The 24,656-nt window shown below is 51.8% G+C and carries 21 protein-coding genes and 2 pseudogenes; 11 read left to right on the top strand and 12 right to left on the bottom strand.

Annotation, left to right across the window (positions count from 1 at the left end):
* Positions 1-9 precede the first annotated feature (9 nt).
* Positions 10-399 (bottom strand): annotated as a pseudogene (pgtC, locus tag IB222_RS07050) (phosphoglycerate transport regulator PgtC); the annotation flags it as partial.
* 66 nt (positions 400-465) lie between these two features.
* Here pgtC (IB222_RS07050) and IB222_RS07045 point away from each other — a divergent pair.
* Positions 466-1,470 carry an IS110-like element IS4321 family transposase gene (locus tag IB222_RS07045; protein WP_000427623.1) on the top strand — a complete coding sequence of 335 codons (1,005 nt, stop codon included), beginning with the start codon at positions 466-468 and terminating at the stop codon, positions 1,468-1,470.
* 258 nt (positions 1,471-1,728) lie between these two features.
* Here the strand turns inward: IB222_RS07045 and pgtC (IB222_RS07040) are convergent.
* Positions 1,729-2,535, bottom strand: a pseudogene (gene pgtC / locus IB222_RS07040) (phosphoglycerate transport regulator PgtC); the annotation flags it as partial.
* 415 nt (positions 2,536-2,950) lie between these two features.
* On the opposite strand from pgtC (IB222_RS07040), the gene pgtP reads away from it, so the two are divergent.
* Positions 2,951-4,342 carry a phosphoglycerate transporter PgtP gene (gene pgtP, locus IB222_RS07035; RefSeq protein ID WP_149385263.1) on the top strand — a complete coding sequence of 464 codons (1,392 nt, stop codon included), beginning with the start codon at positions 2,951-2,953 and terminating at the stop codon, positions 4,340-4,342.
* A 109-nt stretch (positions 4,343-4,451) separates the two neighbouring features.
* Here the strand turns inward: pgtP and IB222_RS07030 are convergent, their stop codons facing one another.
* Complete coding sequence (locus tag IB222_RS07030) at positions 4,452-4,694, bottom strand: DUF2545 family protein (protein ID WP_003834857.1); 243 nt, start codon at positions 4,692-4,694, stop codon at positions 4,452-4,454.
* A 440-nt stretch (positions 4,695-5,134) separates the two neighbouring features.
* Between IB222_RS07030 and lpxP the strand changes: the two genes are divergently transcribed.
* A complete protein-coding gene (lpxP, locus tag IB222_RS07025) occupies positions 5,135-6,055 on the top strand; it encodes a kdo(2)-lipid IV(A) palmitoleoyltransferase (RefSeq protein WP_149385262.1) in 921 nt (306 codons plus the stop codon).
* A gap of 41 nt (positions 6,056-6,096) precedes the next feature.
* Here lpxP and IB222_RS07020 read toward each other — a convergent pair whose 3' ends face one another.
* A complete protein-coding gene (locus IB222_RS07020; RefSeq protein ID WP_063942030.1) occupies positions 6,097-6,711 on the bottom strand; it encodes a lysozyme inhibitor LprI family protein in 615 nt (204 codons plus the stop codon).
* A 343-nt stretch (positions 6,712-7,054) separates the two neighbouring features.
* Between IB222_RS07020 and ypdK the strand changes: the two genes are divergently transcribed.
* Complete coding sequence (gene ypdK, locus IB222_RS07015; protein WP_010723117.1) at positions 7,055-7,126, top strand: membrane protein YpdK; 72 nt, start codon at positions 7,055-7,057, stop codon at positions 7,124-7,126.
* 64 nt (positions 7,127-7,190) lie between these two features.
* On the opposite strand, the gene alaC is transcribed toward ypdK, so the two are convergent.
* Positions 7,191-8,429 carry an alanine transaminase gene (gene alaC, locus IB222_RS07010; RefSeq protein WP_149385261.1) on the bottom strand — a complete coding sequence of 413 codons (1,239 nt, stop codon included), beginning with the start codon at positions 8,427-8,429 and terminating at the stop codon, positions 7,191-7,193.
* Positions 8,430-8,816: 387 nt separating this feature from the next.
* Between alaC and IB222_RS07005 the strand changes: the two genes are divergently transcribed.
* The 4 genes from IB222_RS07005 (at position 8,817) to IB222_RS06990 (ending at position 12,432) form a co-directional block, all read left to right on the top strand.
* Entirely contained in the window at positions 8,817-10,514 is a 1,698-nt protein-coding gene (locus IB222_RS07005; protein ID WP_126317618.1) for a sensor histidine kinase, read from the top strand.
* A 14-nt stretch (positions 10,515-10,528) separates the two neighbouring features.
* Positions 10,529-11,263 carry a LytTR family DNA-binding domain-containing protein gene (locus IB222_RS07000; protein ID WP_003834866.1) on the top strand — a complete coding sequence of 245 codons (735 nt, stop codon included), beginning with the start codon at positions 10,529-10,531 and terminating at the stop codon, positions 11,261-11,263.
* A 15-nt stretch (positions 11,264-11,278) separates the two neighbouring features.
* Positions 11,279-12,142, top strand: a complete 864-nt coding sequence (locus tag IB222_RS06995) for an AraC family transcriptional regulator (RefSeq protein WP_149385260.1) — start codon at positions 11,279-11,281, stop codon at positions 12,140-12,142.
* Positions 12,143-12,243: 101 nt separating this feature from the next.
* A complete protein-coding gene (locus tag IB222_RS06990; RefSeq protein ID WP_148361687.1) occupies positions 12,244-12,432 on the top strand; it encodes a hypothetical protein in 189 nt (62 codons plus the stop codon).
* A 77-nt stretch (positions 12,433-12,509) separates the two neighbouring features.
* Here IB222_RS06990 and ptsP read toward each other — a convergent pair whose 3' ends face one another.
* The 6 genes from ptsP to glk form a co-directional block, all read right to left on the bottom strand.
* Positions 12,510-15,005: a phosphoenolpyruvate--protein phosphotransferase gene (ptsP, locus tag IB222_RS06985; protein WP_149385259.1), complete on the bottom strand. Its 2,496-nt coding sequence runs from the start codon at positions 15,003-15,005 to the stop codon at positions 12,510-12,512.
* 23 nt (positions 15,006-15,028) lie between these two features.
* Positions 15,029-16,069 (bottom strand): aminopeptidase, encoded by a 1,041-nt coding sequence (gene ypdE, locus IB222_RS06980; RefSeq protein WP_149385258.1) that lies wholly within the window; start codon positions 16,067-16,069, stop codon positions 15,029-15,031.
* Entirely contained in the window at positions 16,069-17,154 is a 1,086-nt protein-coding gene (ypdF, locus tag IB222_RS06975; protein ID WP_149385257.1) for an aminopeptidase, read from the bottom strand. The genes ypdE and ypdF overlap by 1 nt, the downstream gene beginning before the upstream one ends.
* Positions 17,155-17,171: 17 nt before the next feature.
* Positions 17,172-18,419: a PTS fructose transporter subunit IIC gene (locus tag IB222_RS06970; RefSeq protein WP_079939122.1), complete on the bottom strand. Its 1,248-nt coding sequence runs from the start codon at positions 18,417-18,419 to the stop codon at positions 17,172-17,174.
* A gap of 20 nt (positions 18,420-18,439) precedes the next feature.
* A complete protein-coding gene (locus IB222_RS06965) occupies positions 18,440-18,766 on the bottom strand; it encodes a fructose PTS transporter subunit IIB (protein WP_003028254.1) in 327 nt (108 codons plus the stop codon).
* A 191-nt stretch (positions 18,767-18,957) separates the two neighbouring features.
* Positions 18,958-19,923, bottom strand: a complete 966-nt coding sequence (gene glk / locus IB222_RS06960; protein WP_003028256.1) for a glucokinase — start codon at positions 19,921-19,923, stop codon at positions 18,958-18,960.
* Between the two features lie 204 nt (positions 19,924-20,127).
* Here glk and IB222_RS06955 point away from each other — a divergent pair, with 204 nt between their 5' ends.
* On the top strand, positions 20,128-21,363 hold the full coding sequence (locus tag IB222_RS06955) for an ion channel protein (RefSeq protein WP_149385256.1): 1,236 nt from the start codon (positions 20,128-20,130) through the stop codon (positions 21,361-21,363).
* Here IB222_RS06955 and IB222_RS06950 read toward each other — a convergent pair whose 3' ends face one another.
* A complete protein-coding gene (locus tag IB222_RS06950; RefSeq protein ID WP_149385255.1) occupies positions 21,364-23,016 on the bottom strand; it encodes a thiamine pyrophosphate-binding protein in 1,653 nt (550 codons plus the stop codon).
* 182 nt (positions 23,017-23,198) lie between these two features.
* Between IB222_RS06950 and mgrA the strand changes: the two genes are divergently transcribed.
* The gene (mgrA, locus tag IB222_RS06945) at positions 23,199-24,188 is read left to right on the top strand and encodes an L-glyceraldehyde 3-phosphate reductase (RefSeq protein WP_126317609.1); all 990 of its coding nucleotides are present in this window, start codon (positions 23,199-23,201) and stop codon (positions 24,186-24,188) included.
* Between the two features lie 137 nt (positions 24,189-24,325).
* Positions 24,326-24,652 (top strand): DUF2502 domain-containing protein YpeC, encoded by a 327-nt coding sequence (ypeC, locus tag IB222_RS06940; protein WP_003834889.1) that lies wholly within the window; start codon positions 24,326-24,328, stop codon positions 24,650-24,652.
* The last annotated feature ends 4 nt before the right edge of the window (positions 24,653-24,656 follow it).

The raw sequence follows: 24,656 nt of genomic DNA, 5'->3' as shown, positions 1-24,656 counted from the left end.
ATCCACCTTTCATTTTAATTCTTCCAGTTTTGATATCGCCTGACGCTGATTTTTAAGAAACCAGAGCTGCCACTCCATCATCTGCTGTTCGGCAACGCTTTTATTATCAAACTGCGCAAGCCAGGCTTCATCTTCACTACTTTTGGCATCTATCGGAACGCTGGTCAGTAAGGCTCTGATTTCGGGTAGCGGGCGCTTCAGGCGCGCTTCCGCACTGTATAGCGCCCGCCATGCATCCTTCAGTTGCGCAAGACGAAAACTGATGGCGGTATCAAACATCCGCTGCACTAACTGTTGCCGCTTAAGGATCAGTCGATAATTAAGCGGAGGCTGGTTCATTAAAATAGCCTGCTGAGCAGCGCGGGGATTATCAGATGCGAGCTGCGTTACCGGATATTTAATGAGATGGTCACTCCCTCCTTCCCGGTACTATGCTGAGGACAGGCTTTCATTCGGAGAACTATCATGGAAAACATTGCGCTCATTGGTATCGATCTGGGTAAAAACTCTTTCCATATTCATTGCCAGGATCGTCGCGGGAAGGCTGTTTACCGTAAAAAATTTACCCGGCCAAAGTTGATCGAATTTTTGGCGACATGCCCCGCTACAACCATCGCAATGGAAGCCTGTGGCGGTTCTCACTTTATGGCACGCAAGTTGGAAGAGTTGGGGCATTCCCCAAAGCTGATATCACCACAATTTGTCCGCCCGTTCGTTAAAAGCAATAAAAACGACTTTGTCGACGCCGAAGCTATTTGTGAAGCTGCATCGCGTCCGTCTATGCGTTTTGTGCAGCCCAGAACGGAATCTCAGCAGGCAATGCGGGCTCTGCATCGTGTCCGTGAATCCCTGGTTCAGGATAAGGTAAAAACAACCAATCAAATGCATGCTTTTCTGCTGGAATTTGGCATTAGCGTTCCCCGAGGAGCTGCCGTTATTAGCCGACTGAGTACCATTCTTGAGGATAATAGTTTGCCTCTTTACCTCAGCCAGTTATTGCTGAAATTACAACAGCATTATCACTATCTTGTTGAGCAGATTAAAGATTTGGAATCCCAGTTGAAACGAAAGTTGGACGAAGATGAGGTTGGACAGCGCTTGCTGAGCATTCCCTGCGTCGGAACACTGACAGCGAGTACTATTTCAACTGAGATTGGCGACGGGAAGCAGTACGCCAGCAGCCGTGACTTTGCGGCGGCAACAGGGCTTGTACCTCGGCAGTACAGCACGGGAGGTAGGACGACATTGCTGGGAATTAGTAAGCGAGGTAATAAAAAGATCCGAACTTTGTTGGTTCAATGTGCCAGGGTATTCATACAAAAACTGGAACACCAGTCTGGCAAATTGGCCGATTGGGTCAGGGATTTACTGTGCCGGAAAAGCAACTTTGTCGTCACTTGTGCTCTGGCAAACAAGCTGGCCAGAATAGCCTGGGCCCTAACGGCACGACAGCAAACTTATGTAGCATAACGGCAGAAATACACCGGTTTAAAGAATTACTGATCTGGTTTTGCGAATACTGATATTGATGATACTAACGGCCCACCGGCCTGTTGAGGAACCTGTAAAACGGAAAGGCTCATTGAAGCCGTATATTTTCTGGAGGTTCATCAGGCGCGGAACTCATCAAGGCGCGGGAATAAAATCCCATTCAGACGCCGGATAGATTCAAGCAAGCCAACTTGTCGTCAAAATCGGTGTTGCAAAAACGGGAGTGACCATAGATTCCGTATTCGCATCAGCAAGGATCCGCTGTCCCTCCGGGCTTAACAAATAGCGGATAAAACGACGCGCTTCATTGGGGTGCTGGCTGTTCTTGAGAACAGCCACATAGGTTGGCGATACCGCCGAGCGTGGAAAATAGGTAAAAGCCAGGTGAGGATCGTTAAGCAACAGGTTGGCATAGTTATCAATGACCGGCCCCGCCACGCCCAGGCCACTCTTAATTTTGTCGGCTACGCCAAAACTGCGTGATGAAATCGTTACCAGATTTCCAGCACTCGCCAGCAGCGTCGCCCACCCCGCTTCCCACCCTTTTTGCTGTAGCAATGACTCAACCATCAGATGGTTGGTATCCGAACGCGATGGGCTACTCATCAACAGCGCGTTCTGATATTTGGGCAGCGTTAAGTCCCCCCAGTCGGCAGGAGGCGACAGATGTCGTGCCGCCAGCGCAGAACGATTAATCAACAGACCAAAACCAGATATCGCCACTGCCACGGAGGTCGAACGGATAGAGTCTGGCACCAGCCGCTGGCTTTCCGGCAACGCATTGTCGAAGGGCGCCAACTTCTGATGTTCCTGCAGATGCTGCAACAGCATAGGGGATGAGGTCAAAATCAGATCAACATTTTCCGCATTCGCGGTATCCAGCAGTTGCTCCAACGAACTGCTGGTCCGGTTTAACGTGCGAATCATCACCGACCCCGGTTCAGTCTGCCAACGCTGAATAATCCAGGCCGTTGCCCCCGGTGAAAAGGTTGTCGCCATTACCAGCTCTTTACCCTGCGCCAGGCAACTCACCGACAATGACATAAAACAGAGCGAGATCGCCCAACAACGCCCCCGGCCCAAAAGTCTGTTTGTGATCCTGTTCATAAATACCAACATGTGCAAAAAATAATATTGAGACAAAACTTACCCGTTTATCACCGACTAGGGGAAGAATAAGGTTATTCGTAGAATAACCAAACGGAAAGTGACGACATCGGTGAAGAATACCCGAAAACGCAGTCTGGATTTGTTAATATCCGCACACGCCGATGATGAAAGCATCCGTAAAAGAATAGAATTGAAAATCCATTATTTAAAAAGAGTCAAAATCAGCCATGCAATCCACAAATTGTGTCAATAGTGACTCATTTCATCAACTTGAGTTTCTCTGCCGTCTATTTCACTCTTCACTGCGAAAAATCCTGATATTCACATCAATATAAATTTAGGTGATGATATGTTATCCATATTTAAGGCAGGGCCAGCGGCAAATAAAGTCCCGGCGGAGAAAGTCCAGGAAACTTATGGCCGATACCGCATTCAGGCATTACTCAGTGTATTTCTTGGCTATCTCGCATACTATATTGTGCGCAATAACTTCACGCTCTCAACACCGTACCTGAAAGAACATCTGGATCTCAGTGCCACGCAAATTGGTCTACTCAGCAGTTGTATGCTTATTGCCTATGGGATCAGTAAAGGCATTATGAGTAGTCTGGCAGACAAGGCCAGCCCTAAGGTCTTTATGGCATGCGGCCTGGTTCTGTGCGCCATCGTAAACGTCGGTTTAGGATTCAGTACCGGATTCTGGATTTTTGCCGCTCTGGTCGTTTTCAATGGCTTGTTCCAGGGAATGGGCGTTGGTCCTTCATTTATTACCATTGCCAACTGGTTTCCGCGTAAAGAACGTGGACGCGTCGGCGCATTCTGGAATATTTCTCACAACGTTGGCGGTGGTATTGTCGCTCCGATTGTTGGTGCCGCCTTTGCCATTTTAGGGAGCGAGCACTGGCAAAGCGCCAGCTATATTGTCCCGGCCGGTGTTGCCGTACTGTTTGCTTTTATTGTGCTGATGCTGGGGAAAGGTTCACCGCGCCAGGAAGGCTTACCGGCTCTGGAACAAATGATGCCGGAAGAAAAAGTAGTATTAAATTCCCGACACGCTGTCCAGGCACCAGAAAATATGAGTGCCTTCCAGATTTTCTGCACCTATGTGCTGCGTAATAAGAATGCCTGGTATGTTTCACTGGTAGATGTCTTCGTCCATATGGTGCGTTTTGGCATGATTAGTTGGTTGCCTATTTATCTGTTAACCGAAAAACATTTCTCGAAAGAGCAAATGAGCATCGCTTTTCTGTTTTTTGAATGGGCGGCAATCCCTTCCACATTACTGGCGGGCTGGCTTACCGATAAACTGTTTAAAGGCCGTCGCATGCCGCTGGCCATGATTTGTATGGCGCTGATTTTCGTCTGTTTGATCGGCTACTGGAAAAGTGAATCCCTGCTGATGGTCACTATTTTTGCCGCCATTGTGGGTTGCCTGATCTATGTTCCACAGTTCCTCGCTTCTGTTCAGACGATGGAAATCGTCCCCAGCTTCGCAGTAGGTTCTGCAGTAGGACTGCGCGGATTTATGAGTTACATTTTTGGCGCATCGCTGGGCACCAGTCTGTTTGGCGTAATGGTCGACAAAATGGGGTGGCACGGCGGCTTCTATCTGCTGATGGGGGGTATTGTTTGCTGCATCCTGTTCTGCTACCTCTCTCATCGCGGTGCGCTGGAACTTGAACAACAGCGAAAAAATGCTCAACAAGAAGAAGCATCACTCCAGTTGGCGGATGCCCGGTAATTCATTTCGGTCTCACAAAAAAGTGCCAGCGATGCTGGCACTTCAATAAACTCAGACAAATAATAAATAACTTAAGGTGATAATTTATTGCTAAACGTAACATTCCAAATTATTGCTTACCGTCTGCGACCATAAAGCGAATGATCAAACCACATGCCGGGGCAAGAAACAGGAATAATCCAGTTACCATTTCGTCACCATTGGTCAGCCGCATAGTAAAAACGTAAATTAATGCCGTAAGGATGGCCATGCCGAGAAAAGCGCTAATTGACGCCGCAGCGCCTATAACCTGCCAGATATAGCAACTGACGCACAGAATGCTCAGTATGAGAAAGATCCAGAAATAGAGCATAGCGATACCTCCTGTCTGCCGTAAACTTAACGTAAGTCCTTACACTCCCTTAACTTTATATTCTAAGACAATTCCTATCTGCATGCAATTTGAGCAACATTTTATTCACAAAAATCATTCGACCGCTTACTATTACACTGTTTCTCCGTCGTTTATTTAAGCATCATAAAAACAACGAATTATATATAGGCGAAATTTTGCCCTTAATCGCCCTAAAAACATTTACGAATCTTGAGTAATTATTTCTGGCTGACATTAATTTTCGGGTGTACATTGTGCGTCCGATCATTCATGCCCCCTCGTGGTTTTGTCCTGACTCAGTTTTACACTCTTTACAGGAACCAATGTCGTTCATGGCGGCCTAACGATCAGTGCAGAGTGTAAAGCGACAGGCAAAGAATCTTCGCGATACATCTATTTCGTATCAACAACAGGTGCTTATGTTCCCCCAAAGTAAATTTTCACGCGCGTTTTTGCATCCGCGCTACTGGCTCACATGGTTTGGTGTTGGTGTGCTCTGGTTACTGGTACAGCTTCCCTATCCCGTATTGTGTTTTCTTGGTACCCGTACAGGAACGCTGGCTCGTCCATTTTTAAAACGCCGTGAATCTATTGCACGTAAAAATCTCGAACTCTGTTTCCCAAATCTGTCGCAGGAAGAAAGAGACAAACTGGTCGATGAGAATTTCCGTTCGCTCGGCATGGGGCTGCTTGAAACAGGTATGGCCTGGTTCTGGCCGGACCGTCGGGTGCGTAAATGGTTTGACGTAGAAGGACTGGACAACCTGAAGCGCGCTCAGATGCAAAATCGTGGCGTGATGGTTGTAGGTGTACACTTTATGTCGCTCGAGTTGGGTGGACGCGTAATGGGACTTTGTCAGCCGATGATGGCAACCTATCGCCCGCACAACAATAAGTTGATGGAGTGGATCCAAACCCGCGGTCGTATGCGCTCCAACAAGGCGATGATCGGCAGAAATAATCTGCGTGGTATTGTCGGTGCCCTGAAAAAAGGCGAGGCCGTATGGTTTGCCCCCGATCAGGACTATGGTCGTAAAGGGAGTTCATTCGCCCCCTTCTTCGCAGTCAAAGACGTGGCGACCACCAACGGTACCTACGTACTGTCACGATTATCGGGCGCAGCAATGCTGACCGTAACCATGGTGAGAAAAGCAGATAACACCGGTTACCGCCTGTTCATCACCCCGGAAATGGAAGGTTACCCGGCAGATGAAAGCCAGGCTGCGGCGTATATGAACAAAATTATCGAAAAAGAGATCATGCGTGCACCCGAGCAGTATCTCTGGATCCACCGCCGCTTTAAAACTCGCCCGATGGGTGAAGCTTCGTTGTATATCTAAAAAGAAAGGCCGTAAGGCCTTTCTTTTTTTCTGCGGCTGAATTACTTAACGCCCCATTTGCTGTGCAGTTCAGCCATTCGCTCGCTGTAGTTGCGGGCGATGCAGGCTGATTTATCCTGTTCCTTCCAACACTCGTTACGCCCTTTCACCCAGCCGCGTTGTTCTGCTTTCAGCGTCGGGTTATTGCTCGATTTAACCAGCGCCTGCTTGTAGGCTCCGTTTAACGCTAAATCCATTTCTGAGAGCGAAGGACTCTGGCAGATAATCTCTTCGATACTGCCTTTTGCAACCGCAGCGCATGAAAAAGAGGGTCCCGTGCTGGTCGATTTTTTGGCCCCAGAAAAGTCAATATTATCTTCAGGCAGGCATACCCCGTGCTTTCGATTCGGCCCACTCCAGGAAACGTCCGGATTTCCGTCATCTTTACGAGAAATAGAAACCGTATTGTTCCCGCTTTTAGCCTCCCAGTAATTTTCATTGAAGGCCTTCACCGTCGCCTTCGAGCCATCAATCCAAACATTGCCTTTACCATCACTATTCACCCCACCAATACTTGCACAGCTGAAATTAAACGCCAACGGTGAGGCCGCCATCGACGTCAATGGCGTAAAAACGAGTGCTAACATCATTAATCTGGTCATTTTTAACCTTTTCATTATCTCATTCCGCGAAAAATTAACCGCATTAACATAATGGCGATATAAGAATTCTCCGAGTAAACATTACGTCGCTCAATAGCAATTTATTACCGGCAGAAATTAAACTGTCGCCGAATCACGACAGTTGTAAGTTATTAAAATCAAATAGAAAAATGCCTCTTGTCTCGTCTCATTTTTAGGCGTACATTAGCGCCGTCTGGAGCATTAAAGCTCAGAATTCTGAGGTGATGCAGCCAAGCAAATGAGGGGTATTCTCCCTTTCGTTCGCGTGTGCATCAGCTCTCTGTCAGGTAAGCATATGTTCATTTAGACGTACCCCAGGTACGCGGAGAGATGAAAAGTGAAATATTTCTTTATGGGCATTTCTTTTATGGTCATCGTTTGGGCCGGTACTTTCGCCCTGATGATCTAAATTAAAAGACGCAGCAAAAAACAGGAGCCATCAGGCTCCTGTTTGCATTTTGGGGGAATATTCGTCAGTCGGTACTTTCAGAAGTCGATTTTGCACTGGTCGGTAACAGGCCATCTGCGCGAAACATCGCCTTGATGCCGCGAATAGCCTGGCGGGTACGGTCACGGTTTTCAATCAACGCAAATCGCACATGCGTATCACCATAATCACCAAACCCAATCCCTGGCGAAACGCATACCTTCGCTTCGTTCAGCAGCTTCTTGGCAAACTCAAGTGACCCCATCCCGGCGTATTGCTCTGGAATTTTCGCCCAAACGTACATTGAGGCCTTTGGCATCTCGACCATCCAGCCTGCTTCATGCAGTCCTTTGACCAGCACATCACGACGACGTTTATATTGCTCAGCGATATCCCGCACACATTGCTGATCGCCTTCCAGCGCGGCAATTGCCGCAACCTGCAGTGGCGTAAAGGTCCCGTAATCGTGATAGCTCTTGATTCGCGCCAGCGCGTTCACCAGCGTTTTGTTGCCCACCATAAACCCGATACGCCATCCCGCCATGTTGTAGCTTTTCGACAGGGTGAAAAATTCAACAGCGACGTCGCGAGCGCCGGGTACCTGCATAATCGATGGTGCCTTCCAGCCGTCATAAACAATATCAGCGTAGGCCAGGTCGTGAACCACCAGCACGTCATAGCGTTTAGCCAGGGCCACCACTTTCTCAAAGAATTCCAGCTCGACGCACTGCGCGGTCGGGTTGGATGGGAAACCTAAGATCATCATCTTCGGCTTCGGGTAACTTTCGCGTATTGCGCGTTCCAGCTCATTAAAGAAGTCGACACCCTCAACCAGCGGCACTGAACGCACCTGCGCGCCGGCAATCACCGCGCCATAGATATGGATGGGATAACTTGGGTTGGGCACGAGGACCGTATCACCGTGATCGAGCGTAGCCAGCATCAGGTGCGCAAGTCCCTCTTTGGAACCGATGGTCACAATGGCTTCGGATTCAGGATCGATCTCAACATCATAGCGTTCCTGGTACCAGCTGGAAATCGCCCGACGCAAACGCGGAATGCCGCGTGAGGTGGAATAACCGTGAGTATCCGGGCGCTGCGCCACGGTACACAGTTTTTCAACAATGTGAGGAGGCGTGGCCCCATCCGGGTTCCCCATACTGAAATCGATAATATCTTCGCCGCGCCGACGCGCAGCCATCTTCAGTTCAGCGGTGATGTTAAAAACGTACGGGGGAAGGCGATCAATACGCGTAAAGCGACGTTCAGGGCGGGAGTCAGCCATAATATCCTCAGATTAACGTTAGCGCCCGGACCGTCCGAGCGACGCTGCCACGATGGTGGCACGTTTAGAAAATAGCCTGAATAATTTCCTTCTGTCGATAGGCAAAAAAAAATATTTTTTCCTGACGAAAAAGAGGAACAGCTGAGTAAAATGAGGAAATATTCATTTTCACAACTCGCTTAAAATTACCATCATTTAACATTTTGTTGTTAAATACATTACCTTGAACGCAGCACTCACAGGACAGGTATTGTAAATACAACAATCATGCAACAATCCCCTTTTAATATTATGGTTTTTCCCCATTAGCTCTGAACTGCGGGGGTGCTGGTCATCCTGCCTCAGGTTACCTATCATAGTGGTTTAACCCTTGCGCAAGAGTCACCCGTGCACGAAATATTCAATATGCTGCTGGCGGTATTTGACCGGGCAGCACTGATGCTGTTCTGTCTGTTTTTCCTGATTCGTATCCGCCTGTTTCGCGAACTGTTGCACAAGTCAGCCCACTCCCCAAAAGAGCTGCTCGCCGTTACCGCGATTTTCTCCATGTTTGCCCTGTTCAGTACCTGGTCAGGCGTACCGGTAGAAGGTTCTCTGGTCAATGTGCGTATTATCGCGGTCATGTCAGGAGGGATCCTGTTCGGTCCATGGGTTGGCATTATTACGGGGCTGATCGCAGGCACCCACCGTTACCTGATCGATATTGGCGGCGTAACTGCCCTGCCCTGCTTTATTACCAGCATTCTGGCTGGCTGCATTGCCGGGTGGATCAACCGTAAGATCCCCAAAGCGCAGCACTGGCGCGCGGGTATTTTAGGCGGAATGCTGTGCGAATCACTGACCATGATCCTCGTTGTCGCCTGGGCGCCCACCACCGACCTGGGGCTGGATATTGTCTCAAAAATCGGTATCCCGATGATCCTCGGCAGCGTCTGTATTGGCTTTATCGTGATGCTGGTACAAAGCGTTGAAGGTGAGAAAGAAGCCAGCGCTGCAAAACAGGCCAAGCTGGCGCTGGATATCGCCAACAAAACGCTACCGCTCTTTCGTCAGGTCAACAGCGAGTCGTTACGTCAGGTGTGCGAAATTATTCGCCACGATATCCACGCTGACGCGGTTGCCATCACCAATACTCAGCACGTTCTGGCCTATGTTGGCGTTGGAGAGATCAACTACCGCGATAACGATGACTTCGTCAGCCCCACCACGCAGGAAGCCATAAATCACGGTAAAATTATCATAAAAAACAATGATGAAGCGCATCGCACCCCGGAAATTCACTCCATGCTGGTGATCCCGCTTTGGGAGAAAGGCGTCGTGACCGGCACGCTGAAGATCTACTATTGCCACGCCCATCAGATAACCTCCTCGTTACAGGAAATGGCGATCGGTCTGTCGCAGATCATCTCCACTCAGCTTGAAGTCTCCCGCGCAGAGCAACTACGAGAAATGGCAAATAAGGCAGAGCTACGCGCGCTGCAAAGCAAAATAAATCCCCATTTTCTGTTTAACGCTCTGAACGCGATTTCATCGTCGGTGCGGCTTAACCCGGACACCGCACGTCAGCTCATTTTTAATTTGTCGCGCTATCTTCGCTATAATATTGAATTAAAAGACGATGAGCAGATCGACATCAAGAAAGAGCTGTATCAAATCAAGGATTACATCACCATCGAACAGGCCCGCTTTGGCGACAAGCTGACCGTTATTTATGATATCGACGAAGAAGTAAGCTGTTTTATCCCCAGCTTGTTGATTCAGCCGTTGGTAGAGAACGCTATCGTCCATGGGATCCAGCCCTGCAAAGGAAAAGGCGTGGTCACTATCAGCGTTGCGGAGTGCGGTAACCGGGTACGGATTGCCGTACGGGATACGGGTCATGGTATCGATCCAAAAGTGATTGAACGGGTCGAATCCAATGAAATGCCGGGTAATAAAATTGGTCTGTTGAATGTGCACCATCGCGTTAAGCTGCTCTACGGTGAGGGATTACATATCCGCCGTCTGGAGCCAGGCACTGAGATTGCCTTTTATGTGCCTAATCAGCACTCGCCCGCTGCCGCACCGGCCACATTATTGCTTTAACCAGGAGTGAAGTCGTGAAAGTCATCATTGTTGAAGATGAATTCCTGGCCCAACAGGAACTGAGCTGGCTGATAAAAGAGCATAGCCAGATGGAGATTGTCGGCACGTTTGACGATGGTCTGGACGTGCTGAAATACCTCCAGCACAACCGCGTTGACGCCATTTTTCTGGATATCAATATTCCCTCGCTGGACGGCGTATTGCTGGCACAAAATATCAGCCAGTTCGCGCATAAACCTTTTATTGTGTTTATTACCGCGTGGAAAGAGCACGCCGTCGAAGCCTTCGAACTGGAAGCTTTTGACTACATTCTGAAGCCGTACCAGGAATCACGCATTGTCAGCATGCTGCAAAAGCTGGAAGCCGCCTGGCAGCAACAGCAAACGGGAACGTCCCCTGTAAGTCCGGTAGCCCGCGAAAACGATACGATCAACCTGATCAAAGATGAGCGGATCATCGTGACCCCAATCAACGACATCTACTACGCTGAAGCGCATGAAAAGATGACGTTCGTCTATACGCGACGAGAATCATACGTCATGCCGATGAACATCAGCGAATTTTGCAGCAAACTACCGGCTTCGCATTTCTTCCGCTGCCACCGCTCGTTCTGCGTAAATCTGAATAAAATCCGCGAGATCGAGCCCTGGTTTAACAACACTTATATTCTGCGTTTAAAGGATCTGGAATTTGAAATCCCGGTTAGTCGGAGTAAAGTGAAAGAGTTCAGACAGTTAATGCATTTATAGCGCAGAGAAAGAACGATGAAAGAGCCAGGCCTACCCGCAGACCAACAGTTTTTCGCCGATCTGTTCAGCGGCCTGGTGTTAAACCCGCAGCGCCTGGGGCGCGTGTGGTTCGCAACCCAGCGAACCACTCTACCGACCGGTAGTTTATGTATTGACCTCCCGCGCCTCGATATCGTGCTACGTGGGGAATACAGCAACCGGCTGGAAAAACAGCAGCATAGTCTGGCGGAAGGCGACATGCTGTTTATCCCGGCGAAAGCGGCGAATCTGCCCGGCAGCGATAAACCCGTGATGCTACTAAGCCTGGTGTTTTCCCCGGCATGGCTGGGACTCTCTTTTTACGATAACCGAACCGCATCGCTGTTACGTCCAGTTCGCCGTATTGAGCTACCGCATCCGCAACGTGGCGAAGGCGAGGCGATGCTCACTGCATTAACCCATTTAAGCCGCTCTCCTCAGGCCCAGGATATTATTCAGCCGCTGGTGCTTAGCCTGCTGCATCTGTGTCGTAGTGTGGTCAATACCCGCCCTGACGCAGAGCGTCCGCGCGCTGAATTTCTCTATCACAGTATGTGTAATTGGGTACAGGATAACTATGCTCAACCGCTGACCCGGGAAAGCGTGGCGCTTTTTTTTAATATCACCCCCAATCACCTGTCAAAAGTGTTTGCCCAGCACGGTACCATGGGGTTCGTCGAGTATCTGCGGTGGGTCAGAATGGCGAAGGCACGCATCATCTTACAGAAATACCATCTGTCGATTAGCGAAGTCGCACAACGGTGTGGATATCAGGACAGTGATTATTTCTGCCGCCTGTTCCGACGTCAGTTTGGCCTGACGCCCGGAGAGTACGGCGCACGCTTTCAGTCGGCGCGTTAAATGAGACAACACCAACGCTGTTAGTCATATCCGTTTGCCTCGTTGTAAAATAGCGGCCTTTAGCCAAATCCTACTGGCTTACTCGATAAAGTGAATATGCGATGAAAAACAGACGTGCACTCTCCGTGATGTGTTTTCAAATGCTGGAATCAGGTGCGGATCGTCAGACCGTGAAAAGAGCCCTCACCTCCCGCCGAGTTAAAGGTCGTCAGGCGGTGGTTCTGCTCTGCAAGCAAGAGATGAAACTGTTAAGAGCCGGGAAACTGCCGGGGCACAACACGCCGCATTGATGATTTCACTTTCCGGTAGCGTTTACCCAGCCTGCAACCACAACGCCACAGGCTGGATAGCGTTCTTTCAGTGAAGCTTAAAATGTCAGTTCCGCCTCCAGCAGCGCCAGAATGCTCTCGGCATCTTCAGCGGCAAACAACGACTGGCGGAACTGCTTGTTCACCAGCTTACGCGCCAGCTGCGAGAAGACCTTCACGTGGTTAATGCCTTCATCGGCACCCAGCGTCAGCATGATCACCAGTTCCACCTCGCCCATCTCAGACTGCCAGTCAACGGGCTGAGCAAGCCGGGCAATGCTGATACTGGAATGGCGGATCCACTGGGATTTCGTGTGAGGGATTGCCACCCCAAAACCGACGGCGGTGGTAACTATCTCTTCGCGCTGCCAGACATCCTCTTCCAGCTCAAACGGATGTTCAGTGCGTCCGTTTACCCCAAGATTGCCGCACAGAAACTGGATCACCTGCTCTTTGTTGCTCAGAGATTCACCAACAAAGATATTCTCCAGCGCCAGCAGCGGACGCACATCTTTTTGCGGTGCAAACTGATTCAGCAGATCTTCAATCTCCTGAGCGCTACGGCACTCGCAGGCCTGCATAGCGAGTTCGCGGCATGCCTGGCTGTTCAGTTGACGAAGCTGACTTTTTACCGCCGGAATGCGTGGACTGCTCATACTCAGCTCATCGAGTCCTAAACCCAGCAGCAACGGTAAATAGCGTCCTTCGCCGCCCAGTTCTCCGCAAATACCCACCCATTTACCACGTTCGTGCGCCACGTGAACAATCTGCTGCAACATACGCAGGAACGACGGCGTAATCGGGTTGTACAGCGGCGAAACGCGTGGATTATTGCGATCGACGGCGTACAAGTACTGGGTCATGTCATTTGAACCAATACTGAAGAAATCCACCTCATCGCAGAAATGGTCGATGATGTAACACACCGAAGGGACTTCAACCATAATCCCCAATGAGATTGTCGGGGCATGACGTAAACCGTCTGCTTTCAGCGCCACCAGCGCTTTTTGCAGTTCGCTTTTTACCCACAAAATCTGGTCAAGGCTGTGCACCATCGGGATCATCAGCTGTGCGTTACCGAAGGTCGCCGCGCGTAGGATGGCACGCAGTTGGGTACGAAACAGTCCGGCAAACTCCGGATAAATACGCACCGCACGGTAGCCGAGAAACGGATTATCTTCCTGCGGAATATTGAGATAGCGGATATTCTTATCACCACCGATATCCATGGTGCGAAAGATAACCGGCTTGTCGCCTGCGGCCAATAAAACCTGCTGGTAGGCTTCAAACTGTTCCTGCTCGTCAGGAGCACTGTCGCGGTCCATAAACAGCATTTCAGTACGAAACAGCCCAATCCCTTCCGCACCATTGGCAAATGCACCCGGCGCTTCGAGCGCGGTGCCGATATTCGCCGCAACATCAATACGCTGATTATCTTTGGTCAACGCGGGCTGGGCGGCATCAAGCGCCTGCCGCCGCTGGCATTCATCGGCCAGCTTCTGCGCAATCGCGTAATAGCCGCGAACCGCATCGTCCGGATTGATGGCCAGTACTCCACAACGGGCATCCAGTACCGCAGGCTGCCCTGCATAGCGGCTAATAGCCTCCAGCGGCAAGCCGCTAAGCACCGGAATAGCGGATGCGCGAGCGAGAATCAGGGTATGCGAGGTACGCCCTGTTTTCTCCAGGATCATGCCAGACAGATGCTGCAAATCGAGGCTTAAAAACTGGCTGGGCGTCAAATCCTCAGCGACCAGAATCGTCGGCTTATTCAGCACCAGCGCATTGCGCGGACGTCTTTCAGGCCAGGTGATGTGCAGCAGCTGTTCGCTGATATCACGGATGTCGCTGACACGCTCGCGCAGATAATCGCTACCGGAGGCCGACAGCTTATCGCACACCTGTTCCATATTGGCGACGATTGCGGCCCCTAGCCCCAGATGCTGCTCCAGCATTAAGCGGCGAATATTCCCGGCAAACTCGTCGTCCTGAATCAGAGACAGATGCGCGCTGAGGATGGTTTTACTCTCGCCGTCACGCTCGCGCAGCTGTTGATTGAGCTGTTCGGCAAGCGTCGCCAGACTGTGTTCCAGCCGGGTGTTGTCTTCCGCACTCGCTGCAATGGCGCGATAGCTTTCCAGATTATCGCTCTGCCAAAGCGTGAGCGTACCTGCCCCCACGCCCCCTGCCAGCATGGTGCCATAAAGAAGGTCTGGATTGAGGCGAATCAGCGAACGCGGCAACGGATGCGCCGCCAGTTCCTCCGGAGTCGGTTGAACGCTATCGCTGTCAATAAACCGGTGCTGGAGATACTCCTCCAGCACTCGCCGAGCCTGTTCTTCATCGTGACCGGTGATGGTTAAGCTACAGCTGTCGTTAAACAGCGTCCCGGTGCCAATCAGCGCCAACGAGCTTTTCGCATCCGCCCTCGCATTCTGGCGATGGTTAATAAATATCACCTCACTTTGCCACTGGCTGCACTGCTCTTTCAGCTCCCACGCCGGACGTGCATGCAGACCATTGGGTAACGGGCAAAGAAATTGAATCGTTAGCATAACAACTCCTGATTAGCGCGAAATCAGCACCTGAAATCCGTCAGATGAGCCACGGTTTCGCACGTAAGATGTGAAATAAGAGCCGACAACAACTGCTGGGTCTGAATGATGTCACGACAGTCTGCAATCGATGCCGCGCAGTGCCCATGCCGTGTGGCGGGCCCCATGACAAACGTTGGGATCCCCGTGCCGCTTACGTGCACAGCTCCACCGTCGGTGCCGCCGTTACTGAACATGTCGAGCTGCAAGGAAATCCCCACATCGGCGGCCACGCTTTCAACCCACGCCGTCAGCTTTGGTGGTGCAATCAGCGATTTATCGCTTAACACCAGCATTGGGCCTTTACCAGTCTGCCGATGGTTGGCCGCACCATAATCAAAGTTTTTGGCCCAACAGGCGGTATCCAGCACGATTGCCACATCCGGTGCGACTGCACGTGCTGCTGTTTGTCCTCCGCGCAGTCCTACTTCTTCACTGGAACTGGCCACCAGCCAGACCTCACAAGGGGGAGTTGAGTCATGCCATTCGCGCAGTAGCGCCACCAGCAAATAACATCCAAGTCGGTCATCAAAGGCTTTGCCCATAACTTGCTGATGCGGCAAAACCTGAAAAGTTGTATCAAAGGTGACGCGATCGCCAGGGCGTATACCGGCCTGAAGTACCTCGTCGTAAGATCGCGCGCCAATGTCTACCCGCAGGGCACTGACCTCATTACCGCTGCGCTCTCCATCAAGCAGACCGGGAATTTTGCTCTCTTCACGGGTGGTAATCCGCACCGGCTGCAATTGTCTGGCCGCCATACGCACATTTCCCACCGGCAATACATCGATAGCTCCTTCGCTGGAAATGCTACGTACAATAAATCCCACTTCATCCATATGCGCGCAGATCATCACCTTCGGACCGGTTGATTCATTCAGACGGATCAGCACCGACCCCAGGCCATCAAAGCGCACCTCTTTATGCAAACGATCCGCCTCTTCAAGCAGGATCTGACGCACTTCTTGTTCTGAAGAAGCGATCGCATCCGCCTCGCTCAGCGCTTTCAGTAGCGATAAGTCCATTACGCCTCTCCCGTGTGTAACAATGTTTTCGCCATGGTGTAGAGCACCTCTCCGCCATCTGGCGTAACCAGCACCACATCCTCAATACGTACTCCTCCCTGCCCCGGCAGATAAATACCCGGCTCAACGGTGAGTAGCATGCCAGCCGCCAGAGTCGTTGTGTCATTAGGGGAAAAACGTGGGTTTTCATGCACCTCAATGCCAATAGCGTGTCCGGTATTGTGGCCAAACGCGTCGCCATAGCCCGCCTGCGTAATAACCCGCCTGGCTGCGGCATCCACCTCATTGCAACGCGCGCCTGGTCGAATTGCCGCCACCGCGGCACGCTGCGCCGCCAGGACAATCTGATACACGGCAAACAGCGCGCTTTCTTCCGCTGGCAGGTTGGCGTCGGGGATGCGAAAGGTTCGCGTCATATCCGAACAATAGCCCTGATACTGTGCGCCAAAATCCAGCGTAATGAACTCACCCGCCTCAACACGTTTATCGCTGGCTTTGCCGTGTGGCAGAGCACCGCGCCAGCCGCTGGCGACAATGGTGTCAAAAGAGGCTTTATCTGCGCCGAGCGTGCGCATAAACCACTCCAGTTCAGCGGCAATTTCGCGCTCACTGAGACCAGGTTGAATAAAGCGGCGTATATGTTCAGCACTAAGGTCGGCGATCCGGCAGGCTTCGCGGATGCAAGCTATCTCCTGCGCCGTTTTCACCTGCCGGAGTACGTCCGGCACGGCGCTCACTAATCGGGCGCACAGTTTGCCCGACCACGCGTTTGCCGTTTCCCAGCTTACCTGCTCACCTTCGAATCCCACCGTCTGCAGCTTTTCGTTCGCAATGATGTGATTAACCTGCGAATACAGCGTCTGTGTTCCATCGAGTAGATGGATCTGATAGCCCTGAGTACACGTGGCGACATCGGTGTAGTAACGGGCATCGACCAGGATGTGCGCACTTTCGTGGCTGATAAACACAAACCCTGAACTGCTGGAGATCCCCATATGTGGCTGTTTGTTCTGCCGCGATGACAGCAGCATCGCATCAAGATGTTGCGCTGTTAACCAGTCGCGCAGCGAGGCAAGTAAGCTCATGGTCACAATCCTTTTAATCAGAGACTTTCAATCAGCAATTTGCCTTTGCGATACATCATGTTGCGCAGGAACACCACCATCAGCGCCGTAATCACCGCGCCTAACAGGATCCCCGCCATATAGACGCCGAGGTTAGTTACCAGCGGCCACGCCCAGATAGCCGATTCCGGGAACCACTGCACCGCCCCCAACCAGACGGCAGCCGTCGATCCAACAATGGCACCAACCATGTAGGAAGGAATTGCCGTGATGGGACTTTCCAGCGCAAATGGGATCGCCCCTTCACTGATGCCCATAAACGCGAGGAACATCGCCGTTTTTCCCTGCGGGTAGAGCTGTGCGCTGAACAGACGTTTGCCGGTTAAGCGACGATCAATAAGCGTGGCCAGCCCAAGACCAATCGGAGGAATGACAATCGCAATAGAACGCGCGGTTACCGGTAGAACATGATCGGTGGTAAAGCTGAAGGCGACAAAACCTGCTGCTTTATTTATTGGGCCACCAAGGTCAATCGCCGTTGCCGCGGAAATACCCATCGCATACATCAGCGTGCCTTTCTCGCCAGCCGCCGTCAGCAGAGTACGGATCCCGCCGTTGATCCAGCCGCCAAACGGTGTGATCACGTAGTACATCGCCAGCATGACGAATATCGCGGAAAGAATGGGCAGTAAAAAAGTGGTTTTGAACGCCAGCAGGAAATCAGGCAGCTGGATTTTTTGGTTCATCCACTTCACCAGATACCCGGCGACAATCGAGATAATCAGCGCGCCAATAAAGGTTGACGGTACGGGAGCACTGGTTGCCCATTGCAGCGTCGCGGGGTCAAAATTCAGCATCTGCGTGGGCTGAGTAGACATTAGCCCGCCGATGAACCCCGCCGGAAATGCCAACTTGCCGCCGATAGAGTTAGCGACAAACGCGGCAAACATCGGGATAGCAAAGCCAAACAGCACGCCGCCAAAAGATTGCGACAGCCAGGCAAACTTCAGCAATGAGAGATTAAAACCAGTAAATTTTCCGCTGTTCAGCGCATCCATGATGCCTGTGTCAGCAGGAATATCGAGCCAGCTATAGGCGATCAGTTGCGAGAAGGCGAGAATGACCCCGCCCATAATTAACGTCGGCACCATGCGTGAAATACCCGACATCACATGTTGCGGAAGTTCGCCCCAGAAGCTATTGCGGGAGGCCGGTGGATTTTTTATTGCCGCTGCCGCACCAGATGCGCCAGGCACAACGGTTGCACTGCGTTTTTTAATGGCCATACGTAATTCCCTGTCGATGATTATTGTTGTTCAGCGGCAACCATCTCTTCGATCTCTTTAATGATGCCGGCCGCATTTTTTATCGCGTCCTGTAACGTAATTTCATAGACGTCACGCGACTCAAAACGCTCGTTATCTTCTGGAGTAACAGCAACAGAGTGGATGATTAACGTCGCCTCAGCGATATCCTGCGCCGTCAGACGATTTTGAATTCCGTCCGCGCCCTGAGTTTCAATTTTCACTTCATAACCCGCTTCAACCGCCGCTTCTTCCAGCGCCTGAGCCGCCATAAAGGTATGGGCCAGGCCCATTGGACACGCGCAGACGGCAATCAGTTTTTTGCTCATAATCATTTCCTCGTAATAGTTAACGAGTGAAATTATGGTCCGAGGAAAGTAACAACCGTTATCAGACAAATAATGCTTTTACTGGACAATTAATCCCGTCATTCGGAAATGTGACGAAGGTCGGAAAGGTAGGCGGTAGGCATAAAAAAACCGCGTAATTTACGCGGTTTTGCAGGTTTCTGATTGATGAATTAAAGAATATGGCCTAACGTCTGACGTAAATGCGCACCAGCGCCAAGTAGTCCAGGATTATCGTGCACGATCAGATACACCGGAATATCCTGCACATAGGCTTTAAAACGGCCTTTATCTTCAAAACCACCACGGAAGCCCGACGCTTTAAAAAAGTCGAGGAAGCGCGGCACGATACCCCCGGCGATGTACACGCCACCAAACGTGCCCAGCGTTAACGCCAGGTCGCCACCAAAACGTCCCATGATGACGCAGAACAGCGACAGCGCACGACGACAGTCGATGCAGGAATCTTCCAGCGCCCGTGCGGTGATGTCCTTCGGCTGCAGATTTTCCGGCAGGCGTCCGTCAGATTTGACGATGGCGCGATACAGATTCACCAGCCCCGGACCAGACAGCACGCGCTCAGCGGAAACATGACCTATTTCCGCGCGCAGAACCTCAAGGATAATTCCCTCTTCCTCGCTGTTAGGCGCAAAATCCACATGGCCACCTTCACCAGGGAGACTTACCCAGCGTTTATCCACGTGCACCAGATGCGCCACGCCAAGCCCGGTTCCTGCGCCATAGACAGCAATCGGTTTGCCTTCAACGGGTTCCGCACCGCCAAACTGGATTAAATGCTCTTTTTTCAGCATCGGGATCGCCATCGACACAGCGGTGAAATCATTGATGATTTCCAGATGGCTGAAGCCCAGGTTTTTTTTCATCTCAGCAATAGAGAACGCCCAGGTATGGTTGGTCATTGCCACCCAGTCGCCGGTTATCGGACAGGCAATGGCAATGCAGCCATCTTCAACGCTAACGCTATGCTCATCCAGGTACACGCGCACCACCGCCTCCAGACTTGGATAATCCAACCCGGAATAGGTTTTTGCCTGCGAAATCTCGCCGCTGGCAATATCGCACAGAGCAAGACGCGCGTTGGTGCCGCCAACATCCCCTACTAAAGCATATTTTGTCATTCTTCCACTGCTCCGCTAAAGTCAGAATAAATCTTTGCCACACTGTAAATTCATGGGGGCATAACAACAACGGCCTGAAGGCTGATGCCCATAGAAAATCGATCCAGATCACACAATTACTTTATCGTTTCAGCACCATTTGCAGCGATGCGGTTGCGCAGGCTGTGCAAACTATGTCTATGACTCTGTTTTAAGGAATAGAAAATGCTCCATCCGCGAGCCAGAACGATGCTCTTGCTATCAACTCCAGCGCTAATCATTGGCATAGCGTCCAGCCTGGTGTTGATCGTTGTGATGAAAGTGGCTTCCGTTTTACAGCAGTTTTTGTGGGAACGTCTGCCTGTTAGCATCGGTATAGCCCAGGACTCTCCGGTCTGGATTATCGGTATGCTGACGCTCACGGGGATCATGGTCGGGTTAGTTATCCGCTACAGTCATGGCCACGCAGGCCCGGATCCGGCCTGTGAACCATTAATTGGTATGCCGGTGCCAACGTCAGCAATACCGGGCCTGCTGGCAGCGCTAATCCTTGGCCTCGCGGGTGGCGTCAGTCTGGGTCCGGAACACCCCATCATGACCGTCAATATCGCTCTGGCAGTGGCACTGGGTAGCCGCATGTTTCCCCGCATTGCGAAACTGGACTGGACCATTCTCGCCTCTGCCGGCACCATCGGCGCACTATTTGGCACTCCCGTTGCCGCCGCGCTGATATTTTCGCAAACGCTGAATAGCTCAAACGATGTGCCCTTGTGGGATCGCCTGTTTGCGCCGTTAATGGCCGCCGCCGCGGGTTCGCTAACCACCAGCCTGTTTTTTCACCCCCATTTTTCACTGCCCATCGCGCACTATACGCAAATGCACCTGGTCGATATTCTCAGCGGCGCGGTTGTTGCCGCCATCGCCATTGCCGCCGGGATGGTAGCCGTCTGGTGCCTGCCGCGTTTGCACCATTTAATGCATCGACTAAAACACCCGGTCCTGATCCTTGGAGTTGGCGGTTTCATACTCGGCATTTTGGGCGTTATTGGTGGGCCGCTTACCTTGTTCAAGGGACTGGATGAAATGCAGCAAATGGCGTTTAGCCAAACGCTGGGGACATCAGATTATTTCATGCTCGCCGTCATTAAGCTGGCGGCATTAGTGGTTGCAGCGGCGAGTGGATTTCGCGGCGGACGAATCTTCCCGGCAGTATTCGTTGGCGTCGCGCTTGGCCTGATGCTGCACGCCCATGTTGAAGCGGTGCCGGCTGCCATCACGGTTTCTTGCTCTATTCTCGGGCTGGTGCTGGTCGTCACCCGCGACGCCTGGCTGAGCCTGTTTATGGCAGCAGTGGTGGTGCCAGATTCCACCCTGCTGCCGCTGCTGTGCATCGTCATGCTGCCCGCCTGGCTGCTGCTGGCGGGTAAACCGATGATGGTCGCTGAGCACCCCGATAAATAGCTATCCGCCGTTGCGAGATTCCAGCGCACGGGTCACCGTGCGCAATAATTCAGGAAGATCGGCTTTCGGTAGCACCACCTCAATTAACGACAGTCGTTGCGGTTGGGACAGCCGGGCCAGCACTTCTTCCAGCTGTACCGCCTGCTTCACCCGCCAGCATTCGGCCTGACATTCACGACTAAACGCCTGCGGCATCAACGTCCAGCTCCAGGCGGCAATGTCGTTATAGCGCTGATTTGCCCCGTGTATGGCCCGCTCAACGGTATAACCGTCATTGTTGAGGAGTAAAATAACCGGCGATTGTCCGTCTCTGAGCATGGAGCCCAGCTCCTGAATGGTGAGCTGCGCCGCGCCATCACCAATAATCAGGATCACCCGACGGTCCGGACAGGCCGTTTGCGCACCGAATGCCGCCGGGAGCGCGTAGCCGATAGATCCCCACAACGGTTGAACCAGCACTTCCGCCCCGCAAGGTAATGAGAGCGCAGCCGCGCCAAAGGCGGCGGTTCCCTGATCGACGAGGATAATGTCATCAGGCTTCAGAAACTGCTGCACCGTGTGCCAGAAGTTTTCCTGCGTCAGTGGGCCCTTTTCAACCTGAACACGCCTAGTTGGCGGACGTTCTGGCGGCAGAGAAAACGACATTTCCAGGCACAGCTCACGTAATGTGGTGACCGCCTGCTCCATCGGGATGTTAAACCAGTGGGATCCAATTCGTGACGCATGGGGCTGAACGTCAATGGTGCGATCCTGCGGTAGCTGTTGTGTAAACCCAGCTGTCAGGGTGTCGACAAATTGTGTGCCGACACACATTATCGTATCGGCATCTTCTATCGCCTGACGTACATAATCGCTGCTGGCTCCAGCGCTGTATGTGCCAACAAACGCCGGATGACGCTCATCGAACAGTCCTTTGCCCATCAATAACGTAGCATGGGCCATCGGCGTTTCCGCCATCCAGCGCTGCAAGACCGGCTGCAGACCAAAGCGCAGCGCGAGAAAATCCGCCAGCAGCGCTACGCGCGGGCTATCCAGCAGTCGCTCGCGGGCATGGAAGCGAAATGCTTCCGCCACGCTACTTTCCGGCTCGCTCAGAGGAACAATCATAATATCATTCGGTGGCGTAGCAGGCTGTTTAGCCACATCAGCAGGCAGCATCAGATAGCCCGGCCTGTGCTCGCTGAGCATCATTCGCAACACACGGTCAATTTCATAGCAGGCATTTTGTTCATCCAGTATCGCGCTGGCCGTCGTTACTGCCTGCTGCATGCGATAAAAATGCTGAAAGTCACCGTCGCCAAGGGTGTGATGCATCAACTCCCCGCGACGCTGAGCGCCGTGACAGGGTGCGCCAACAATATGTAAAACAGGAACATATTCCGCATAGCTTCCCGCGATACCGTTAATCGCGCTTAACTCCCCCACACCATACGTGGTGAGCAGCGCCCCTACCCCGGATACCCGGGCATAGCCATCTGCCGCATAAGCCGCATTCAATTCATTCGCACACCCGACCCAACATACGTTGGGATGTTCAATCACGTGGTCAAGAAACTGCAAATTATAATCGCCCGGCACACCAAAGAGATGGCCGACGCCACAGCCTGCCAGCCTGTCCAGCAGATAATCAGCAACGGAATACGGGGTTTGCATGACAGCTATCCTTCTGACGGTAACCTCATGTTGAGTATCGAAGAACTGTGATGACTGTCCAGGAAAGTCGCTGTGAAGGGGTGGAAAGCAGGATTTACAGTTTTGGTGGTTAAAATTCATTGAAGAATCGGCGGTGTAACCGTATACACTGGAAGACACACGCATTGTGGAAGGGGGGTGACATGGTTTATCACGCAGATGAAAATCGTTATCAGACAATGGAGTACCGCCGCTGCGGTCAAAGCGGCCTTAAGCTCCCGATTGTCTCACTGGGTTTGTGGCACAATTTTGGCGATACCACGCAGGTCGAGAACAGTCGCGCATTGTTACAGCGCGCATTCGATCTGGGGATTAACCATTTTGATCTGGCAAATAACTATGGTCCACCGCCAGGTTCGGCAGAACGGAATTTTGGTCGGATCCTGCAGGAAGATTTTTTACCGTGGCGAGATGAGCTTATTATCTCCACTAAAGCGGGCTACACCATGTGGGAAGGTCCCTACGGTGACTGGGGTTCACGCAAATATCTGATTGCCAGTCTCGATCAAAGCCTGAAGCGTCTGGGGCTGGAGTATGTCGATATCTTCTACCACCATCGCCCCGACCCTGAAACGCCGCTCAAAGAAACCATGCGCGCGCTGGATCACATCGTCCGTCAGGGCAAAGCGCTGTACGTCGGACTGTCTAACTATCCCGCGGATCTTGCCAGGCAGGCGATTGAAATACTCGACGATTTAGGCACGCCATGCCTTATTCACCAGCCCAAATATTCCATGTTTGAACGTTGGGTCGAAGGTGGCTTGCTGTCGCTATTACAGGAAAAAGGTGTCGGCAGTATCGCCTTCTCACCGCTGGCTGGCGGACAGTTAACCGACCGCTATCTGAACGGCATTCCTGCGGATTCTCGTGCGGCAAGCACCAGTCGCTTTCTGAATCCGGACCAGATCACTCCACAAAAACTGGAAAAAGTGCGGGCGCTGAATGTGCTGGCAGAACGACGCGGGCAAAAGCTTTCCCAGATGGCGCTGGCATGGGTGTTACGGGATGACAAAGTCACGTCAGTGCTGATTGGCGCGAGTAAAACGGCGCAGATTGAAGACGCTGTCGGCATGCTAGCAAACCGTCACTTTACGTCTGAAGAGAGCGCGGAGATTGATGCTATCCTGAGTTGATTGAAATAAAGACACATTTATTAACAAAAAGTGCTCTCACTTGCGATTTAAGAGTTAAGGCGATGAAACGGGGCTTTACTGCCCCGTAATATTACGTTAACAGGCCGGCTACGGCTCGATCGTGAAGGAGAGAAAACATGTTCAGGTCACTGATTCTGGCGGCAGTCTTATTGGCTTTTACACCGCTGGCCGCGAACGCTGGCGAAATCACCCTGCTGCCATCAATAAAATTACAAATTGGCGATCGCGATAACTACGGTAACTACTGGGATGGCGGCCGCTGGCGCGACCGGGATTACTGGCACCATAACTATGAGTGGCGAAAAAATCGCTGGTGGCGTCATGACAACGGCTACCATCGTGGCTGGGACAAACGCAAAGCTTATGAGCGCGGTTATCGTGAAGGCTGGAACGATCGTGACGACCATCGCGGTCGCGGGCGTGGCCACAAACATCATCATTAATGTA

The organism is Citrobacter sp. C13, assembly GCF_014596815.2.
GTDB lineage: Bacteria > Pseudomonadota > Gammaproteobacteria > Enterobacterales > Enterobacteriaceae > Citrobacter > Citrobacter portucalensis.
Note: the sequence above shows the minus strand (reverse complement) of the source record. Positions and strands in the feature narration are given on the sequence as shown.

Excerpts from the sequence above, each read along its gene's own strand:
- glk (WP_003028256.1), bottom strand. The coding sequence starts at position 19,923 with ATGACAAAATATGCTTTAGTAGGGGATGTTGGCGGCACCAACGCGCGT.
- IB222_RS06990 (WP_148361687.1), top strand. The coding sequence starts at position 12,244 with ATGAAAAACAGACGTGCACTCTCCGTGATGTGTTTTCAAATGCTGGAA.
- IB222_RS07030 (WP_003834857.1), bottom strand. The coding sequence starts at position 4,694 with ATGCTCTATTTCTGGATCTTTCTCATACTGAGCATTCTGTGCGTCAGT.
- IB222_RS06970 (WP_079939122.1), bottom strand. The coding sequence starts at position 18,419 with ATGGCCATTAAAAAACGCAGTGCAACCGTTGTGCCTGGCGCATCTGGT.
- alaC (WP_149385261.1), bottom strand. The coding sequence starts at position 8,429 with ATGGCTGACTCCCGCCCTGAACGTCGCTTTACGCGTATTGATCGCCTT.
- IB222_RS06995 (WP_149385260.1), top strand. The coding sequence starts at position 11,279 with ATGAAAGAGCCAGGCCTACCCGCAGACCAACAGTTTTTCGCCGATCTG.
- ypdE (WP_149385258.1), bottom strand. The coding sequence starts at position 16,069 with ATGGACTTATCGCTACTGAAAGCGCTGAGCGAGGCGGATGCGATCGCT.
- IB222_RS06955 (WP_149385256.1), top strand. The coding sequence starts at position 20,128 with ATGCTCCATCCGCGAGCCAGAACGATGCTCTTGCTATCAACTCCAGCG.
- IB222_RS07020 (WP_063942030.1), bottom strand. The coding sequence starts at position 6,711 with ATGAAAAGGTTAAAAATGACCAGATTAATGATGTTAGCACTCGTTTTT.
- IB222_RS07045 (WP_000427623.1), top strand. The coding sequence starts at position 466 with ATGGAAAACATTGCGCTCATTGGTATCGATCTGGGTAAAAACTCTTTC.
- mgrA (WP_126317609.1), top strand. The coding sequence starts at position 23,199 with ATGGTTTATCACGCAGATGAAAATCGTTATCAGACAATGGAGTACCGC.
- ptsP (WP_149385259.1), bottom strand. The coding sequence starts at position 15,005 with ATGCTAACGATTCAATTTCTTTGCCCGTTACCCAATGGTCTGCATGCA.
- ypdF (WP_149385257.1), bottom strand. The coding sequence starts at position 17,154 with ATGAGCTTACTTGCCTCGCTGCGCGACTGGTTAACAGCGCAACATCTT.
- lpxP (WP_149385262.1), top strand. The coding sequence starts at position 5,135 with ATGTTCCCCCAAAGTAAATTTTCACGCGCGTTTTTGCATCCGCGCTAC.
- IB222_RS06965 (WP_003028254.1), bottom strand. The coding sequence starts at position 18,766 with ATGAGCAAAAAACTGATTGCCGTCTGCGCGTGTCCAATGGGCCTGGCC.
- IB222_RS06950 (WP_149385255.1), bottom strand. The coding sequence starts at position 23,016 with ATGCAAACCCCGTATTCCGTTGCTGATTATCTGCTGGACAGGCTGGCA.
- pgtP (WP_149385263.1), top strand. The coding sequence starts at position 2,951 with ATGTTATCCATATTTAAGGCAGGGCCAGCGGCAAATAAAGTCCCGGCG.
- ypeC (WP_003834889.1), top strand. The coding sequence starts at position 24,326 with ATGTTCAGGTCACTGATTCTGGCGGCAGTCTTATTGGCTTTTACACCG.